Raw genomic sequence first — 17,028 nt, 5'->3', positions numbered from 1 at the left:
CGTACCCGAGCCGAGGAGCGCGCTGTTGTTCACCACCCGGCCGACCCTCCAAGGGACCTTCGGCATGGTCTCCTCCACCCACTGGCTCGCCTCGCAGTCGGCGATGGCGGTCCTGGAGGACGGGGGCAACGCCTTCGACGCCGCGGTGGCCGGGGCGTTCGTGCTGCACGTGGTGGAGCCGCACCTGAACGGGCCCGCCGGCGAGGTGCCGATCCTGCTGGCCCCGGCGGGCGGTGAGGTGCGCGTGCTGTGCGGGCAGGGCGTGGCCCCGGCGGGCGCCACGGCCGCGCACTACCGGGGGCTCGGCCTGGATCTCGTCCCCGGCACCGGACCGCTCGCGGCCGCCGTGCCCGGTGCCTTCGACGCCTGGCTGCTGCTCCTGCGCGACCACGGCACCAAGTCCCTCGACGACGTCCTGAAGTACGCCATCGGATACGCCGAGCACGGGCACGCGCCCGTGGAGAAGGTCGGCACGACCGTGGAGACGGTACGGAAGCTGTTCGAGACGGAGTGGACGTCTTCGGCGGAGGTCTACCTGCCCGGCGGCAGGGCGCCCCGGCCCGGCGCGCTGCTGCGCAACCCCGCCCTCGCCGCCACCTGGAAGCGGCTGCTCGCCGAGACCGCCCGGGCCGGCGACCGGGAGGCCCGGATCGACGCCGCGCGCGAGGTGTGGCGCTCCGGCTTCATCGCCGAGGCCCTGGTACGGCAGTCCCGGCGTCCCACCCTGGACACCAGCGGCGAACGGCACACCGGCACGCTCACCGAGACCGACCTCGCCGGCTGGTCGGCGGCCTACGAGACACCGGTGACGTACGACTGGAACGGCTGGACCGTGTGCAAGGCGGGCCCCTGGAGCCAGGGGCCCGCCCTGCTCCAGCAGCTCGCCCTGCTCCCGGCCGAGCTGCCCGCCTACGGCTCCGCCGACTACGTCCACCTGCTGATCGAGGGCTGCAAGCTCGCCATGGCCGACCGCGAGGCCTGGTACGGCGACGCCGCCCGGGTGCCGCTCGCCGAGCTGCTGTCGGAGGACTACAACGCCGGGCGGCGCGCCCTCGTCGGCGCGAAGGCCTCGTACGAGCTGCGTCCCGGCAGCCCCGGCGGGCGCACCCCGCGGCTGCCCGCGCAGGCATACGCGCGCGTGGAGGCCGGCGGCGCCCCCGGCTTCGACCCGATGGGCGCGGGAGAGCCCACCGTCGCCGAGATCCCCGGCGAGCCGCACGTGACCGGTGACGGCACCACCCGGGGCGACACCTGCCACCTGGACGTGGCCGACCGCTGGGGCAACATGATCGCGGCCACGCCCAGCGGCGGCTGGCTCCAGTCCAACCCCGTCGTGCCCGAACTGGGCTTCCCGCTCGGCACACGGCTGCAGATGACGTGGCTGGAGGAGGGCCTGCCCAACACCCTCACGCCCGGCCGACGCCCGCGCACCACCCTCACCCCGTCCCTCGCGCTGCGCGACGGGGTGCCGGTCCTTGCGTTCGGCACGCCCGGCGGCGACCAGCAGGACCAGTGGCAGCTGCACTTCTTCCTCGCCGCCGCCCTGCGTGCCCCGGTCCGCGGCGGCCTCGACCTCCAGGGCGCCATCGACGCCCCGAACTGGCACAACGACAGCTTCCCCAGCTCCTTCTATCCGCGCGGCCGCCGCCCCGGCAGCGTGACCGTGGAGTCCCGCATGGACGCCGCGGTCATCGAGGAGCTGCGGCGGCGCGGCCACGACGTCACCCTGGGCCCCGCGTGGTCGGAGGGCCGGCTGTGCGCGGTCGCACGGGACCCGGAGACCGGCGTCCTGTCGGCGGCGGCGAACCCGCGCGGCATGCAGGGGTACGCGGTGGGCCGGTGACGGACCCCTACCGGCGGCGGCCTCGTCCTGTCCCTGTCCGTCATCCCGATTCCACCCGGCGTGCACCGGCCGGGCGGGGATTGTCAGTGGCGCGTGCTCTCATGGAGGCATGATCGAAGAGACGGAAACCATCGAGGAGTTTCTCACCCGCTGCTCGGCCGACGTGGAGGAAGCGGTCCGCAAGGCGGCCGCGGCCGAGATCCTGCCCCGCTTCCGCCGCCTCGCCGAGCACGAGGTCGACCAGAAGAGCGGACCGCACGACCTGGTGACGGACGCCGACCGCCTCGCCGAGCTGCGGCTCACCGAGGACCTCCGTGCCCTGCTGCCCGGCTCCGTGGTGGTCGGCGAGGAGGCGGTGCACGCCAACCCGGCGACGTACGACGCGCTCAAGGGCGACGCGCCGGTGTGGATCGTCGACCCGGTCGACGGCACCCGCCAGTTCGTGCACGGCGACGACGGCTTCTGCACACTGGTGGCACTCGCCCACCGCGGCGTCGTCCTCGCCTCCTGGACCTACGCCGCGGCCCGCGACCAGCTCGCCACCGCCGTCCGCGGGCAGGGCGCCTTCCTCGACGGCGAGCGGCTGTTCGCGGGCCCTCCCACGCCCGGCCGTGACCTCGTCGTCGCCACCTCCCACCCCGACTACACCACCGACGAGCAGAAGCGCGCCCTGCGGGCCCTGTGGACCGACGGCGTCGCACCCCGCCCCTGCGGCTCCGCGGGCCTGGAGTATCTCGCCGTCGCCCGGGGCGAGGCGGACGCCGTCGCGTTCTCCTGGGAGGCAGCCTGGGACCACGCGGCCGGTCTGCTCCTGGTCGAGGAGGCGGGCGGAGCGCACGTCACCCTCAGCGGCGAGCCGTTCCGCGTGACCGGCGGCAACGCACTGCCGTTCACCGCCGCCCGCGACGCCACCACCGCCCGCCGACTGGCCGATCTGCTGCGCACGTCGGCCTGACGGCACCGGCAGGCATCCGGCGTTGCCGCCCGGCGGTTCCGACGGGCCCACGCCCCACCCTGCACCGGAGCCACCGCACTACCGAGCACCGGATTCCGGCCACCCCGCACCCGGCGCCACAGCGCATTCACGCCACCCGCCACCGCGCATCCGGCCACCCCACCGCCGGGCCGGTGGTACGGACCACCCGGGTCGGGGATGTGTCAGTCCCCCGGCATATCCTGATCGGGAGTGGCCATCGGCTGACGAAGGGGTCCGAAGGTGCCGTCGATGCTCGATGCGGTCGTGGTGGGTGCGGGACCGAACGGACTGACCGCTGCGGTGGAGCTGGCCCGCCGCGGCTTCTCCGTCGCCCTGTTCGAGGCGCGGTCCACCGTAGGCGGCGGCGCCCGCACCGAGGAGCTGACCCTCCCCGGCTTCCGGCACGACCCGTGCTCGGCCGCCCATCCCCTCGGCATCAACTCGCCCGCGTTCCGCGCCCTGCCCCTCGACCGCTACGGCCTCGAATGGCTGCACGCCGACCTGCCGATGGCGCATCCCTTCCTCGACGGCAGCGCGGCCGTGCTGTCCCGGTCGGTCGCCGAGACCGCCGCCTCCTTCGGACCACGCGACGCGGGCGCCTACCGCCGGCTGGTCGAGCCGTTCCTCGCCCACTGGGACACCCTCGTACGGGACTTCATGTCCCTGCCGCTGACCGCGCTCCCGCGCGACCCCGTCACCCTGGCCCGCTTCGGTCTGGCCGGGCTGCCCCCGTCCACCTGGCTGATGCGCCGCTTCAAGGACGACCGGGTCAAGACCCTCTTCGCGGGCCTGGTCGCCCATGTGATGGCCCCGCTCGGCGGACTGGCCACCGGCGCCATCGGCCTGGTCTTCGCCCTGTCCGCGCACGCCCGCGGCTGGCCGGTGGCCCGTGGCGGCTCCCAGGCCGTCTCCGACGCCCTCGCCGCCTACCTGAAGGACCTCGGCGGCGCCGTGCACACCGACTACGAGGTCAAGCGCCTGGACGACCTGCCTCCCGCGCGCGCGTACGTCTTCGACACCTCGCCCACCGCGCTCGCCCGCATCGCCGGCTTCGGCAACTACTACGCGAACTACCGTTACGGCCCCAGCGTCTTCAAGATCGACTACGCCCTGGACGGACCGGTGCCCTGGACCGCGCCCGAGGCCCGCGTCGCCGGAACCGTCCAGATCGGCGCGAGCAGCGCCGAGATCGACACCGCCCTGCGCGCCGCCTCCCGCGAGGACCGCGCCCCCGACAGACCGTTCATGATCACCGTGCAGCCCAGCGTGGTCGACCCCACCCGCGCCCCTGAGGGCAAGCAGGTCTTCTGGGCGTACGGTCACGTCCCGAACGGCTGGTCCGGTGACCTCACCGACGCCATGGAACGTCAACTGGAGCGCTTCGCCCCCGGCTTCCGCGACCGCGTGCTCGCCCGCGCTGTCGCCGGTCCCGCCGAGATGGCCGCCCACAACGCCAACTACGTCGGCGGCGACATCGCCTGCGGCGCGGCCTCGGGACTCCAGCTGCTGCTGCGCCCCAAACTGTCCCTGTCCCCGTACCACACCCCCCACCCGGCGGTGTTCATCTGCTCCTCGGCGACCCCACCGGGACCGGGCGTGCACGGCATGTCGGGGCACAACGCGGCCAAGGCCGTATGGCGGAGACTGAGACAGCCATGACCACCATCACCCTCGTGCGGGGCGACATCACCCGGCAGAGCGCCGACGCGATCGTCAACGCGGCCAACTCCTCCCTCCTCGGCGGCGGGGGAGTGGACGGCGCGATCCACCGCCGCGGCGGCCCCGCCATCCTGGAGGAGTGCCGCACGCTGCGCGCCTCCCGGTACGGCAAGGGCCTGTCCACCGGCCAGGCGGTCGCCACCACGGCGGGAGAACTGGACGCCGGCTGGGTGATCCACACGGTAGGCCCGGTCTGGTCGGCCACCGAGGACCGCTCCCACCTGCTCGCCTCCTGCTACCGCGAGTCCCTCCGGGTGGCCGACGAACTGGGTGCCCGCACGGTCGCGTTCCCGGCCGTCTCCACCGGCGTGTACCGGTGGCCGATGGACGACGCCGCGCGCATCGCGGTGGACACGGTCCGGAACACACCGACGGCCGTCGAAGAGGCGCGCTTCGTCCTGTTCGACGACCGGGCGTACGAGGCGTTCGCCCGGCAGGTCGGCTGACAACCGGCGAAGGAGCCTGCGCCGCGGGAGGCGAAGCGGCCCGCGTGGCACGAGCGCCGATGTGGAGGGGCCCCGACGGCCGGTCCCAACCGATCCCGACGGCCGATCTCACCGAGGGGAGACGTTCGAGCCTCGGGAGGAGAGCAGGTCAGGTCAGCTCAGTTCGCGCAGCGTCCGGCCGAGCAGTGCCACGCCCTCGGCGACGACCCCGGGCGGGGTGGCCGCGTAGCCGAGGACGAGGCCGGGGCGGCCGGGCGACTGCCGGTGCCAGGAAAGCGGTTGGCACTTCACGCCGCGCGCGAGCGCGGCCGCGGCGACCTCGGTGTCGGGCACGTCCGCGGCGTAGGTGACCGTCAGATGCAGGCCCGCAGCGGCGCCGTGCACGACCCCGCGGGGCAGGTGTTCGGCGAGGGCGGCGATCATCGCGTCCCGGCGCCTGCGGTGGCGGCCGCGCAACAGTCTTAGGTGGCGCTCCAGTTCACCGGACTCCATGAGCCGGGCCAGTACCAGCTGCGGCAGCACCGCGTTGCCCAGGTCGTTGAAGCGCTTGGCGTCGATCAGCCCGGCGCGGTAGCGGGGCGGCGCCACCAGCCAACCGGTGCGCAGCGCCGGAGCGAGCAGCTTCGACACGCTGCCCATGTAGCACACCCGGTCGGCCAGCAGCGCGCGCAGCGCGGGCACTGGCGGCCGGTCGTAGCGGTGCTCGGCGTCGTAGTCGTCCTCCAGGATCAGTCCGCCCTCACGCGCCCAGCCCAGCAGCTCACGCCGGCGCTCGCCGCTGGTCACCACCCCGGTGGGGAACTGGTGGGCCGGGGTGAGGAGCACCGCTCGGGCTCCCGTGGCCCGCAGCGCGTCCACCCGCACCCCGTCCTCGTCGACCGGCACCGGCGGGGTGGCGAGGCCCCCGTTCCGCAGGTGCTGGCGTGCCCCGAGCGAGCCGGGGTCCTCCACCGCGACAGTCTCGATGCCGTCCGCCCGCAGCACCGGATGCAGCAGGGTCAGCGCCTGCGCGGTGCCCGCGACGATCAGCACCTCGTCGGGCTCCACCCGTACGCCCCGCATCCGGGCGAGCCAGTCGGCGACGGCCCGCCGCAGTCGGGGAGCACCGCGCGGATCGCCGTAGCCGAGATGGCCGGCGGACAGCTCGGCGAGGACGGCGCGCTCGGCGCGCAGCCAGGCGGCACGCGGGAAGGTGGCGAGGTCGGGACGGCCCGGGGTGAAGTCGACGGTGGCGGGGGCGGCCCGCAGCGCGTCGAAGACGTCCGCGCCAGGTACGCCGCGGAACAGCGCGCCGGAGGCGGCTTGTTCGGTCTGTGCTGCGGTGCTCGGTGTGCTGGGGTGCAGTGTGTTGAGGGCGGCTTGTTCGGTCTGTGCCGCCGTGCTCCGTACGCCGGTGCGCGGTGTGCCGGGCGCGGTCGGCTCCTCGCTCCGCGAGGCCGCGCTCCCCGCGCCCCGCGAGCCCGCGCCCGCCGTGCTGTGTGAGGCTGCGCTCTGCGTGTCCTGCGCGGCCCAGCCCCCCGCGCCCTGCGCGGCCGTACCCCCAGGGGCCGCCGGAGTTGCGAACGGTGCCGCGACCACCACCGTGCCACCGCGGCGCCGGCCTTCCACCTGGCCGTCCTCGGCGAGCCGCCGGTACGCCTCGGTCACCACCCCGCGCGAGACCCGCAGCTCCGCCGCCAGCACCCGGGTGGGCGGCAGCCGGCCGCCCACCGCCAGCCGGCCGTCGGCGATCGCCTGCCGCAGCCGGCCGGTCAGCCACTGCGCCTTCCCACCGGCGGGCACGTCACCGACGGCCAGCTGCAGGAAGTCCGAGCCGTGGGTCGAAAGTTCCCCCGCCCCCGGCACCGCCCGCCCCTCGTCCACCGTGCTCATGCTGTCACGTACCGCTGCCGGCCCCCGTACGCCGGGCTCAGGGGCCGAAGACGAACTCCGGCGCATCCTGGGTGAGCAGTGCCGTCGTCGTGACGGCACTCCAGTGCGCCGCCACCTCCTCCTCGACCGTCTTCAGCAGCTCGGACAGCATCTCGGCGCCGCCGTCGTGCATGGCCTCCGCCACCACCAGCACCCTGCCGGTCCGTTCACCGACCGCCGAATAGCCGCTCTGCCGGTGCGTCCAGCGGCGGGCGTGTGCCCGTCCGGCGGAGTCGACGAAGGTCACCTCACCGGGCGCGGGATGCTCGACGCCGCCGCCGAACGCCGTGTACGTCTCGTTCCCGCGGGCCGGCCGCACCTCCAGCAGCGGCCCGGCGATGCGGTCGGCGTCGAGGACTGCCACCGGCACGCCGTACGCCACCGAGAGGGCGTTGCACAGGTCCACCAGCGGGTGGATGCGCGGCAGCGACCCCTCCTTCCGCAGCCGCCGCAGCAGCGACTCCGACGCACACCGGTACTGCGTCGGCTTCACTCCCAGCCGGGTGAACGTCCGCCGCCAGGCCAGTACTTCGGGGAACTCGCCCTCGGTGGCCCCGGCCAGCCGGGCCGCGGCCCGGGCGGTGTACGCGGCGGCGCGCGGCCCGGTGTCCGCCGAGGCGTCGACGCCGGTGGCGTACAGCGCGCCGGAGGACAGCTCGGGAAACGCGGCCCAGACGGTCTCCGCATGCCGGAATCGCATGATCACAACACCGCCGCTCGCGCACCGGGGCCCAGGGGTGCCGCAGTGCGGCGGGGAGGGGCCGGCGGAACCGGGGTGACCAGCGGGAACGAGACGCTCAACAGAACCTCCTGGACGTTCGGGACCACCACCCTGCCGAGACCGTGGTCCGACGGCCAGGGCCAAACCAGACCCGATCGACCGGTCCATATCCCGCGCTGGGCCATACGTCCGCCCGGCCCGGCCCCTCCCGCACCGTGTGCGTGGGCCCTGCGTCATCCCCGGCCGGGCCCCTCCCGCACCCCGTGCTTGGGCCATACGTCATCCCGGCCCAGGGCCACACTCCGCGCGACGGTCGTTCGCCTGGAGGCCGCCGCCGGATGCCCGGCCGTGGCCGTGCCCCCCCAAGGCCGGCGGCGTGCTCCGCCCGCCCCTGGTCCGAGGCGGCGGCGGCCCGCGTGGCATCATCGGCCGGGGTCAGGACCGCCGCCGTACGAGGAGCACGATGAAGCCCGCTCTCACCGCCCTGCCCGACGGGGGTACCCCCCGCCCGAACGGAGTCGAGAGCCCGGGGCGGGCCACCGGCCTCCTGAACGACCTCTCCCTGCCGGCCGACCCCACGCTGCCGGCCGACCCCACGCTGCGGGCCGACTCCCCTCTGAGGACCGACTCCCCTCTGCGGGACGACCCCACTCCGCGAGGCGACCTCGCCCGAGACGACCTCGCCCTCCGGGACGACCCCGCCCTGCGGGACGACGTTTCCCTGCTCGACGATTTCTCCCTGGAGATGACCGGCAAGGACGTGCCCCGGCTGGAGGAGGCCCGTGACGGCATCCCGCCCGGTACCCGGATCAACATCACCTTCCTCGCCGGTGAGGACCTCGGCATGCGGCTGGCGGCCGCCCGCGCGGTCAAACGGCTCGGCTTCGTCCCCGTACCGCACGTCTCCGCGCGCCGCCTGCCCTCCCGCTCGGCACTGGAGGAGTTCCTGTCCGGGCTGGCGGCGGACGGCACCGCCGAGAACGTCTTCGTCGTCGGCGGCGACCCCGCCCGCCCCGAGGGCCCGTACGAGGACTCCCTCGCCCTCCTGCGCACCGGTCTGCTGCGGCGCCACGGCGTCCGCCACATCGGCATCAGCGGTTACCCGGAGGGCCACCCGGCGATAGCCGGCCCCGTACTGTGGTCGGCGCTCACCGACAAGGCGGCGGCCATCGCCGCCGAAGGGTTCGGCGGCGACGTCATCACCCAGTTCGGCTTCGACGTGGAGCCCGTCCTCACCTGGCTGGAGGCCGTCCGCGCCCGCGGTGTCCACCTGCCGGTCCGTATCGGTGTCCCCGGCCCGGCCGGCGTGCGCCGGCTGCTCGGCTACGCCACCAGGTTCGGCGTCGCCACCAGCGCCTCCGTCGCCCGCAAGTACGGCTTCTCGCTGACCAACCTGATGGGGACGACCGGCCCGGACCGCTTCCTGCACGCACTGGCCCACCGGTACGACCCCGCGCGGCACGGCCGGGTGAAGGTGCACTTCTACACGTTCGGCGGGTTGCGCACCACCGCCGAGTGGGTCGCCCGGTTCCGGCAGGCCGGCCAGCTGTAGGGCGTGCCGAGGTCCGCGGCGAAAACGGACCTTTCACCGACTGGGAGTGCCTCCTGGTCACGCCCACGTACGTGTCGGATTTCCGCCAGCGGCCGGGCCCGGCGGTGGTCGATGCTGGACACATGCAGACAGGGATGCACCTCGACCGGGAGCACTGCGTGCGTGCCGTGCAGTCCAAGGACGCGCGGTTCGACGGGTGGTTCTTCACGGCCGTCCTGACCACCCGGATCTACTGCCGGCCCAGCTGCCCGGTGGTCCCGCCCAAGGCCGAGAACATGACGTTCTACCCGAGCGCCGCCGCCTGCCAGCAGTCCGGCTTCCGCGCCTGCAAGCGCTGCCGCCCCGACACCAGCCCCGGCTCCCCGGAGTGGAGCCGGCGCGCCGACCTGGTCGCCCGCGCCATGCGGCTCATCGCCGACGGCGTCGTGGACCGCGAGGGCGTGCCCGGCCTCGCCACCCGGCTCGGCTACAGCACCCGGCAGGTGGAACGGCAGCTGCTCGCCGAGCTGGGCGCGGGACCCCTCGCGCTCGCCCGCGCCCAGCGCGCCCAGACCGCGCGCCTGCTCATCGAGACCACCCCGCTGCCCATGGCGGAGATCGCCTTCGCGGCCGGTTTCTCCTCCATCCGCACCTTCAACGACACCGTCCGCGAGGTCTTCGCCCTGTCCCCGAGCGAGCTGCGCGCCCGCGTCCCCGGCAACCGCGCGGCGGGCACCCCCGGCACCCTCTCCCTGCGCCTGCCGTTCCGCGCCCCGCTCAACCCCGACAACCTCTTCGGCCACCTCGCCGCCACGGCCGTACCCGGCGTCGAGGAGTGGCGCGACGGCGCCTACCGGCGCACGCTCCGGCTGCCCCACGGGCACGGCATCGCCGCCCTCACCCCGCGGCCCGACCACATCGCCTGCCGCCTCACCCTCAGCGACCTGCGCGATCTGACCGTCGCCATCAGCCGCTGCCGCCGCATGCTCGACCTGGATGCCGACCCGGTCGCCGTGGACGACCGGCTGCGCGCCGATCCGCTGCTCGCGCCGCTGGTCGACCGGGCGCCGGGCCGCCGGGTGCCCCGCACCGTCGACGAGGCCGAGTTCGCCGTCCGTGCCGTCCTCGGACAGCAGGTGTCCACGGCGGCCGCCCGCACCCACGCGGCCCGCCTGGTCACCGCCCACGGCAAGCCCCTCGACGACCCAGAGGGCGGGCTCACCCACCTCTTCCCGTCCCCCGAGGCGCTGGCCGCCGTGGACCCCGAGACCCTGGCCATGCCCCGCACCCGGCGCACCACCTTCACCACCCTCGTCCGGCAGCTCGCCGACGGCACCCTGCACCTGGGCGTCGAATCGGACTGGGCTCAGGCCCGTGCACGGCTGCTCGCCCTGCCCGGCTTCGGGCCCTGGACGGTCGACGTCATCGCCATGCGCGCCCTCGGCGACCCCGACGCCTTCCTCCCCACCGACCTCGGAATCCGCCGGGCGGCAGGGGAGTTGGGTCTGCCGGCCACCCCGGCCGCGCTCACCGCGCGCGCCGAGGCCTGGCGGCCCTGGCGGGCGTACGCGGTGCAGTACCTGTGGGCGACCGACAGCCACCCGATCAACTTCCTCCCCGTCTAGGAAGGTTCAGCAGTGAAGCGCCACACCGTGATCGACAGCCCGTACGGTCCGCTCACCCTCGTCGCCGACGCGGACGGCGCCCTGTGCGGCCTGTACATGACCGACCAGCGGCACCGCCCGCCCGAGGAGAGCTTCGGCCCGAACGAGGACGGCCTGCGCTGCTTCGCCGAGACGGAGGAGCAGCTGTCGGCGTACTTCGCGGGCGAGCTGACGGAGTTCACCGTGGAACCCGCCCTGCACGGCACGCCGTTCCAGCGCCTCGTGTGGGAGCAGCTCACCCGCATCCCCTACGGCGAGACCCGCACCTACGGCGAACTCGCCGACGCCCTCGGCAATCGCCAGGCCTCCCGCGCGGTCGGCCTCGCCAACGGACGCAACCCGATCGGGATCATCGTCCCCTGCCACCGGGTGATCGGCTCCGACGGCAGCCTCACCGGCTACGGCGGCGGCCTGGACCGCAAGCGGCAGCTGCTGGACTTCGAACGGGGAACGGCCCTCTTCTAGCGCACGGGAACCGTGACCATGGTCAGCGGACCGGAATCCGGTGCTGGGAGGCCCCTACGGGGCGCCCTCGGCACCGAGCCGCCGCAGGAGTTCGGGCAGGGCCGTGCCGATGGGCTCGCGGATCACCTCGTGGGCCAGTTCGTCGTACGGGGTCGGCTCGGCGTTGACGATGATCAGGCGGGCGCCGTGGTCGGCGGCGACTCCTGCCAGGCCCGCGGCGGGCTGCACCTGCAGACTGCTGCCGACCGCGATGAACACGGTGCAGGCCTTGCTGATCGACAGGGCCTCACCGAGGACCACCGGGTCCAGCCGCTCGCCGAACATCACTGTCGCCGACTTCAGGATGCCGCCGCACACCAGGCACGCCGGATCCTCCTCGCCCGCGTCGATCCGGGCGAGGGCGTCCTCCATCGGCCCCCGCGCCCCGCACCCGGTGCACACCACGCTGCGCGCGCTCCCGTGCAGTTCGAGCACCTTGCGCGCGGGCATGCCCGCCAACTGGTGCAGTCCGTCCACGTTCTGCGTGATCACCCTGACGGGGACACCGGACCGCTCCAGCTCGGCCACGGCCAGGTGGGCGGCATTCGGCTCGGCGTTGAGTGTGCGGTTCCCGCGCCGCATCTGCCACGACCGCCGCCGGATGTCCGGATCGCTCATGTAGTACTCGTAGGTCACGAGCTTCTCGGCTTCGGGATCCGTCCGCCACAGCCCGTTCGGCCCGCGATAGTCAGGGATTCCGGAATCCGTGGAGATGCCTGCCCCGCTGAGGATGGCGACGAGTGGCCTGTTCATGGGCCGAGAGTAGGACGCCCGCTCGCCCGGGGCGAACGGATATCCGTCCCGTCCGCCGTGTTGTCCGCGCCGCGCTCCTCGCCGCGGCCGGAGCCGCGTCGGCCGCTCGCCGTCGCCGCGGGGGTGACCGCTCGCTCAGCCGGTGCACGCCCAGCGCGCGGCGGCCACCGCGGCCAGTGCCAGGGCCGGCGCCGCCCAGCCCCATCCCAGGACCCGTGCCGGCGTACGCGTCGTCGTCCCACGGGCCGGACGGGCCGGTGGCGTCCCCGGCAGGCGGATTCCGGTCACCGTGGGCAGGCGCCGATGCTAGCGTCCGGGCATGGCCAAGGTGACTGTCTCGCTCGACGCCCAGCTCGTCGTGGAAGTCATGGTGCTCGCCGGTGTGGGCAACCCCCAGGACGCCGTCGAACTCGTCGTCCGCGACTACATCGAGCGCGGACACCGCACGGAGGCGCGGGTCGCCGCCCGCGACGAGGCGCTGCGTGAGCAGGACGCCAAGCCGCGGGACCCGGAGGGCTGACCGGTCACGCCACCCGGTGGCCGTTCTCCAGCTCCGCCGTGCCGGAGCCGTCCGCGAGGACGTCCAGGGCGGCCAGGACACGGCGGCCGAGCGCGCCGGGCAGATGGTCCGTGATCTCCTCGCGGGCGACCAGACGCCAGGACAGCAACTCCTCCTCCTGGAGCCGGATGGCCTTGAAGTCGGCCTCCGGCAGGACACCGCCGTCGTACAGGTACGCCACCAGCGGCGGCCGCCCCGCGCCGTGCACCCAGTCCACGGCCAGCAGCCGGCCGAGTTCCCGGTCGAGGCCGATCTCCTCCAGGGTCTCCCGGCGGGCTCCCTGGCGCGGGGTCTCCCCGTCGTCGGACTCGATGGTCCCGCCCGGAAGCGCCCAGCCCTCACGGTAGTTGGGCTCGACGAGCAGCACCCGCCCCTCGTCGTCCCGGAAGAGCGCGGCGGCACCAGCGAGGACGCGGGGCAGACCCGCGATGTACGCGGCGAAGTCAGGAGTGGTCATTCTGCTCAGGGTAACGCCCTGCGTGGCCCTCCAGGATCCGCCGGATGTCCGCCGTCTCCGGATGGTCGGAGCCCAGAACGCGCAGTTGACGTACGTGCAGTTCCTCGGCGAGGGTCGCGGCCTCGTCCGCCGCGCCCGAGGCGTGCAGGGCGACGGTCAGCTGGTAGGCGCTCGCCAGGGTGTCCTCGGCATCCGGGCCGAGCCTCCTGCTCCGGCTCTCCATCACCGCCCGCGCCTCGGGCACCGCCTCGGCATGCCGGCCGAGGGCGTTCAGCGCGACGGCCAGGCTGTGCCGGCAGTGCAGCGTGGAGTGGTCGTCCGGGCCCACGGCCCGCTGCCAGGACTCCAGCACCGCACGGTACACCGCGCAGGCCTCGTCCAGGCGGCCCATCCGGCCAAGGGTGTACGCGCACTGCTGGCGGGCGGCGAGGGTCTCGTGGTGGTCGGCCCCGAGCAGGAACATGCGCCCGTCGGCCGTGTCCCGGTACAGGTCCAGCGCCTCCTCCAGGAGCCCGGAGCGCAGACACAGGTACCCGAGTTCGTAGCGACTGGTCAGCGTGTCGCGGTGGCCCGTGCCGAGGAGCGCCTGCTGCTGGGCGGTGATGCCGCGCAGGGTCCGCAGTGCTTCCTCGACCCGGCCGGAACGCCCGAGGGAGGACGCGTACTGCTGCTCCTCCCGCAGCCGGTCCGCATCGTCGGTGGGGGGTACGGGCGACAGCGGACGGAAGCGACTGCCGTCGCCGGGCGCGCCGGAGTACCGGAGCCGGCCCCGCCCCCCGGGGCCGATCTCGATGAGGTAGCCCGGGCCGGACGGCGTGGACACCACCGTGTCCAGGACGACGACATGCAGTCCGAGCCCGGCGGGCAGGGAGTCCAGCCAGGCGCGGACCGCAGCGTGGTCCGGTTCCTCGGCGACGACGACGATCGCGGCCATCGCAGGAGGGGCCTTCATGGCGGCCCGGGCCTCGCCCAGCAGAAGATCGCGCCGGCGCAGTTCCCCGGTCAGGTCCGCGGCGAGGGTGGGCACATCGTCGTAGTGGGCGATCTGGCGCAGATTCAGTGCCGGGGGATCGAGATACAGGCGGGCGTCGCCGAGCAGCATGAACCGGGTCTCGTCGGGGGTGTACCGGCGTCGGAGCATGCCGTTGACGATCGCTCGCAGCAACGTGGCCCGGACGTTGAACGGGCCGTGGATCCGGCCGTGCGGCCCCATGGTGGCCAGGTCGAGCACCACCCGGCCGCCGCCGTCCCCACTTCCGATGGTCACCTCGGGCGGCAACTGCGGCCGCCAGGACGGCGGCGGCTCCGCCTCTGTGGTGAAGTCCCGGAAGGACAAGGCCAGTTGGGCCGCTGTGGGCCGGTCGGCGAGGATGGGGCTGGAGCAGCGCCGGAGCAGGGACCGCAGCGGTTCGGACCGCCAGGGTTCGCCCAGCCAGGGTTCGCCGATGTCCAGCAGGATCGTGCCCAGGCGCTGCACGTCATGTGCCGCCCCGTCGGGGTGCTCGTCCACGGCCCACCCGGTCACGCACACGAGCCGGCCCGTCCACAGGATCCGCTGCGCCGACAGCCCGCCGTGGACGACACCCAGGGCATGCGCGCGGGCGAGGACGGTGGTCGTCTCCTGGGCGACCCGGGCGAACACGTCCCGGGGCAGCCCGCCGTCCGCCTCCAGCCGGGCGGCCAGGCTCGTGGCGGGCCGGGGGGAGCGGCCGCCCGGGAACACCTCGGTCGCCAGCCACGTACCGGCCGCGTCCAGCAGCCGGGGCGCCTGCCGGCCCTCGAGCGCGCGCAGCGCCCCCGCCTGCTGCGCCAGCGTCGCGCGTGCCCGCGACCGCGCCCGGGTCAGCCGGAGCACGGCGAGCATGCCGTCCTCCTCGTCGCGGCCCAGGAAGAGACCTGACTCGGTACGGGCCTGGGCATGGCGGGCGAACAACCGCCAGGAGCCGGCCGCGCGCGGGTTGCCGGGGGCCAGTGGGAGCCACTCCGAGCCGGGGGCGCCGACGTAGTCGGGCAACGGCGGCCCGTCGGCCGCGGGGTCGGTCGCCGTCGTACCCGACGGCGCGTCCGCCTGCCCGGCCGGCTCCTCCGTCCCGCCCGGGGCGGGGTCGGGCCGTTCGCCGGGGGCCGGCCCGCCCGGTGCGTCCGGCCGCGGCTCCCCGATGCCCAGCCGGCGCAGCAGCCGCCGGCTCAGCCAGGTGAACGGGTGGCTGTCGGCCGCGACGCGCTCCACCCCCTCCGGGTGGGCCAGCCAGGCCGGGAGGTCCCGGGGGCCGTCGGAGAGGCGGCCGAGCCCCTCGGCGACCCGCCGGCTGGTGCGGAGCAGATCGGCGGCCGGGGCGGTGCCCAGCAGGATGGCGCGGGCCGCGTCCGAGAAGTCGTAGCCCCGGTGCTGCGGCGTGAGCGTGTCCTCGGCCGTGCGTCGCAGCAGCCCGCCCAGGAACACCTCGGCCAGGTGGCCGGTCGTGATGTCCGGCCCGAGGGCCTGCTGCACCAGACGCATCACGGGGACCGAGACCGGGGCGACGGCGGCCAGATGCGCGGCCAGCCGGTAGGCCTCGGCGGAGGCCGTCTCCCGGAAGCGCAGGACCGTACGGGCGGCGTCCGGACCGGGTCCGCCCTGGGACACGACCGGGTGCGGCTCGGCCAGCAGGGGCAGTACCGCGCTGGCGCCCGGCGAGGCCACCAGGCCGGCCCAGCGGGCCAGCGCCGCCGGCTCCGCGGCCAGCACGGGCACCGGGACCCGGCGGCCGAACGCCGCCAGCTGGGGCGGCAGCAGCGGATCGGCCACCTCCCAGGCCGCGTTGGGCGCGCCCCGCCGCCGGGTGGTGACCTGCCAGGACTCGGCCCGGATCCCGGAGCCGTCCCAGAGCCGCTGCGGCAGGGCGTGCAGCACCGCCGTGGGGCCGCTGCGCGCCCACAGTTCCAGTTGCCGGGCCATCCTGCCGTCCCGCCAGGCGGCACCCGCGCCGTCGCTGATCACCAGGAGCAGCGTGTGCCCGGCCGGATCGGTGACCGTGGACGGCGGCAGGGGCGCGGCGTCGGGCACGAACGGACGGTGGGTGAGCCACGGTGCCTGCCCGGCGCGGGTCTGCAGGCCCAGGACGCGTACGGTGCGGAAGGCGCCCGCGCGTTCCAGGAGCCCCTTCACCTGGGAGACCAGCCGCTGCCACAGCAGCATCGACGTGCCGTCGTCGACGAGCAGGACGACGTCGAGCCAGCGGACCCGGGACGGCCGCAGGACCGCGTCCGTCAGCCCGGCCTCGGCCATCGCCTCGGCGGTCGCCGTCTCGTCCAGCTCCCAGCCGTGCGGGTCGCGTACCCGTAACTTCAGCGGGCGCAGGGAACGGCTCAGCTGGAGTTCACCGGCGCGCGCGGTGTCGGCGGACGGCGTGCGCACAGGCCGCGCCGGCCGGGTGTCGCGGGGCCGGTCGTGCGCCGCCGCGGGCGCGGCGTGGAGGGCGACGAGCCGCTCCACCGCCCCCGCGAGGGCGTCCGCCTGCTCCGGCGCCCGGCGCGGTGCGGGGGGATCGTCCCCGAGGACCACGGAGGCGGGCGGCACCGGCTCGGGCGGCCGCGCCGGGATCTCGCTCGTGCCGGACCCGGCGGCCCCGGCCCGCGGCGCGACGACGGCCGACGCGGTCAGCGCCCCCTGCCCGGCCGGAAGACGCCGGGCCAGCCACAGCACGTCGAGGAACTCGTCCGGCGAGAGGTCCACCCCACTCCCACCCAGAACCCCCACCACCCGACCGAGCAGCTCACCACCCGAGAGCCCGCGGTGGCTTGCGTCCTGGGTGTGGCCGTCGGGCCGCGCGGTGGGGGGACGCTCGATGCGGCCGGGTAGCTCGCTGCCGCCTTCGTCGTGGGCGTCGTCGGGGACGGGGAGCCCCCCGGCGGGGATGTGGGTGTCCGGCTCGGCAGGGGGATCCGGCTCGGGGCGCACGTCG

At 75.0% G+C, this 17,028-nt stretch carries 13 protein-coding genes; 8 read left to right on the top strand and 5 right to left on the bottom strand.

The window, feature by feature from the left end:
* Positions 1-25 precede the first annotated feature (25 nt).
* The 4 genes from ACGFRF_RS05650 to ACGFRF_RS05635 all read left to right on the top strand — a co-directional run bounded on the left by ACGFRF_RS05650 (position 26) and on the right by ACGFRF_RS05635 (position 4,984).
* On the top strand, positions 26-1,843 hold the full coding sequence (locus ACGFRF_RS05650) for a gamma-glutamyltransferase family protein (protein ID WP_393737321.1): 1,818 nt from the start codon (positions 26-28) through the stop codon (positions 1,841-1,843).
* A gap of 109 nt (positions 1,844-1,952) precedes the next feature.
* Entirely contained in the window at positions 1,953-2,798 is an 846-nt protein-coding gene (locus tag ACGFRF_RS05645) for an inositol monophosphatase family protein (protein ID WP_393737320.1), read from the top strand.
* Between the two features lie 270 nt (positions 2,799-3,068).
* Positions 3,069-4,478 (top strand): phytoene desaturase family protein, encoded by a 1,410-nt coding sequence (locus tag ACGFRF_RS05640; protein ID WP_393737319.1) that lies wholly within the window; start codon positions 3,069-3,071, stop codon positions 4,476-4,478.
* A complete protein-coding gene (locus tag ACGFRF_RS05635; protein WP_393737318.1) occupies positions 4,475-4,984 on the top strand; it encodes an O-acetyl-ADP-ribose deacetylase in 510 nt (169 codons plus the stop codon). The genes ACGFRF_RS05640 and ACGFRF_RS05635 overlap by 4 nt, the downstream gene beginning before the upstream one ends.
* 153 nt (positions 4,985-5,137) lie before the next feature.
* Here the strand turns inward: ACGFRF_RS05635 and ACGFRF_RS05630 are convergent, their stop codons facing one another.
* Together ACGFRF_RS05630 and ACGFRF_RS05625 are read right to left on the bottom strand one after the other, a co-directional pair.
* On the bottom strand, positions 5,138-6,856 hold the full coding sequence (locus tag ACGFRF_RS05630) for a PLP-dependent aminotransferase family protein (protein WP_393737317.1): 1,719 nt from the start codon (positions 6,854-6,856) through the stop codon (positions 5,138-5,140).
* Positions 6,857-6,893: 37 nt separating this feature from the next.
* Positions 6,894-7,595 (bottom strand): B3/4 domain-containing protein, encoded by a 702-nt coding sequence (locus ACGFRF_RS05625; RefSeq protein WP_393737316.1) that lies wholly within the window; start codon positions 7,593-7,595, stop codon positions 6,894-6,896.
* Positions 7,596-8,361: 766 nt separating this feature from the next.
* Between ACGFRF_RS05625 and ACGFRF_RS05620 the strand changes: the two genes are divergently transcribed.
* The 3 genes from ACGFRF_RS05620 (at position 8,362) to ACGFRF_RS05610 (ending at position 11,276) form a co-directional block, all read left to right on the top strand.
* The gene (locus tag ACGFRF_RS05620; RefSeq protein ID WP_393737677.1) at positions 8,362-9,168 is read left to right on the top strand and encodes a methylenetetrahydrofolate reductase; all 807 of its coding nucleotides are present in this window, start codon (positions 8,362-8,364) and stop codon (positions 9,166-9,168) included.
* Positions 9,169-9,290: 122 nt separating this feature from the next.
* A complete protein-coding gene (locus ACGFRF_RS05615) occupies positions 9,291-10,772 on the top strand; it encodes an AlkA N-terminal domain-containing protein (protein WP_393737315.1) in 1,482 nt (493 codons plus the stop codon).
* A gap of 12 nt (positions 10,773-10,784) precedes the next feature.
* Positions 10,785-11,276, top strand: a complete 492-nt coding sequence (locus ACGFRF_RS05610; protein WP_393737314.1) for a methylated-DNA--[protein]-cysteine S-methyltransferase — start codon at positions 10,785-10,787, stop codon at positions 11,274-11,276.
* Between the two features lie 54 nt (positions 11,277-11,330).
* Here ACGFRF_RS05610 and ACGFRF_RS05605 read toward each other — a convergent pair whose 3' ends face one another.
* Positions 11,331-12,068: an NAD-dependent deacetylase gene (locus ACGFRF_RS05605; RefSeq protein WP_393737313.1), complete on the bottom strand. Its 738-nt coding sequence runs from the start codon at positions 12,066-12,068 to the stop codon at positions 11,331-11,333.
* A 319-nt stretch (positions 12,069-12,387) separates the two neighbouring features.
* Here ACGFRF_RS05605 and ACGFRF_RS05600 point away from each other — a divergent pair, with 319 nt between their 5' ends.
* Positions 12,388-12,588, top strand: coding sequence for a DUF2191 domain-containing protein (locus ACGFRF_RS05600; protein ID WP_393737312.1), 201 nt, complete (start codon positions 12,388-12,390; stop codon positions 12,586-12,588).
* A 4-nt stretch (positions 12,589-12,592) separates the two neighbouring features.
* Here the strand turns inward: ACGFRF_RS05600 and ACGFRF_RS05595 are convergent, their stop codons facing one another.
* Together ACGFRF_RS05595 and ACGFRF_RS05590 are read right to left on the bottom strand one after the other, a co-directional pair.
* Positions 12,593-13,084 carry an NUDIX domain-containing protein gene (locus ACGFRF_RS05595; RefSeq protein ID WP_393737311.1) on the bottom strand — a complete coding sequence of 164 codons (492 nt, stop codon included), beginning with the start codon at positions 13,082-13,084 and terminating at the stop codon, positions 12,593-12,595.
* Positions 13,071-17,024, bottom strand: a complete 3,954-nt coding sequence (locus ACGFRF_RS05590) for an SAV_2336 N-terminal domain-related protein (protein ID WP_393737310.1) — start codon at positions 17,022-17,024, stop codon at positions 13,071-13,073. The genes ACGFRF_RS05595 and ACGFRF_RS05590 overlap by 14 nt, the downstream gene beginning before the upstream one ends.
* Positions 17,025-17,028 lie beyond the last annotated feature (4 nt).

This window comes from Streptomyces sp. NPDC048521, assembly GCF_043199855.1.
GTDB lineage: Bacteria > Actinomycetota > Actinomycetes > Streptomycetales > Streptomycetaceae > Streptomyces.
The sequence above is the reverse complement of the archived record's forward strand: the minus strand, read 5'-3'. Positions and strand labels throughout refer to the sequence as shown.